1 protein-coding gene is annotated in these 792 nt (G+C 39.6%); it reads right to left on the bottom strand.

Going from position 1 to position 792, the window contains the following annotated elements; genetic code table 11:
- Positions 1-437: SDR family NAD(P)-dependent oxidoreductase (locus ACS8FD_RS19285; protein WP_439277047.1), on the bottom strand; the 437-nt coding region annotated here is incomplete at its 3' end.
- Between the last annotated feature and the right edge of the window lie 355 nt (positions 438-792).

The following is a 792-nucleotide window of genomic DNA, read 5'->3' as shown; positions in this document are numbered from 1 at the left end:
GACGCTTGCGCCGCCGAACTTAAATTAATGATGCGGGATTCATCCGACTCTTTGAGTAGCGGTAATAAAGCATTGGTTAACTCGTAAGGCGCCAAGTAATTGACCACAAAACGTATGTCCAACCCATCTTTGGTTGTTGCCGATGCGGTGGTATAAATCCCTGCGTTGTTGATGAGTACATCGAGCTTTGGTAGCTTTTCGCTGACTTCTGCTGCCATTTTACGTACCGCATCTAAATCTGAAAAATCAGCCACAAATCCATCAATGTTGTCTACTGCTGCGCCTGTCGCGACAGCGTTGACCTCTGCAATGACACTGGCAAGTTTGTCCGCATTTCTACCATGCAAGTACACTTGATGTCCCGCTTTTGCCAGTTTTAAAGCAGTCAATTTACCAATGCCATCAGTACTGCCAGTAATCAAAATAGTCTTAGCCATGAGCCGTCCTTATTATTTGAGTTGTTATTTACGCTATTACTTAAGTTTTAAATGTGTTCTATTTTATCTGTCATAAAACAGCACATTGTAATGAAAATGTTGTGCTTCAAACAATTGCTCAATCAAACTTGAACGTTCGCTCAAAATGATTTATAGTGATCGTAGTTGAATGACTCGAAAACGCATTACCTATTAATTTGAGCAATCACTCAAATATAGTCAATTTAATATAAAAGCATTCATCACCAAACCATCAACAACTAACTATTAGCACCTATTATAAGGATTCTTATATGACTGACTTTACTCTACATGACAAACAAAGCGCCCCAGAGGATAGCAAAGCGTTGCTGAA

It is taken from the genome of Psychrobacter sp. 1U2 (genome assembly GCF_051847575.1).
The sequence above is the reverse complement of the archived record's forward strand: the minus strand, read 5'-3'. Positions and strand labels throughout refer to the sequence as shown.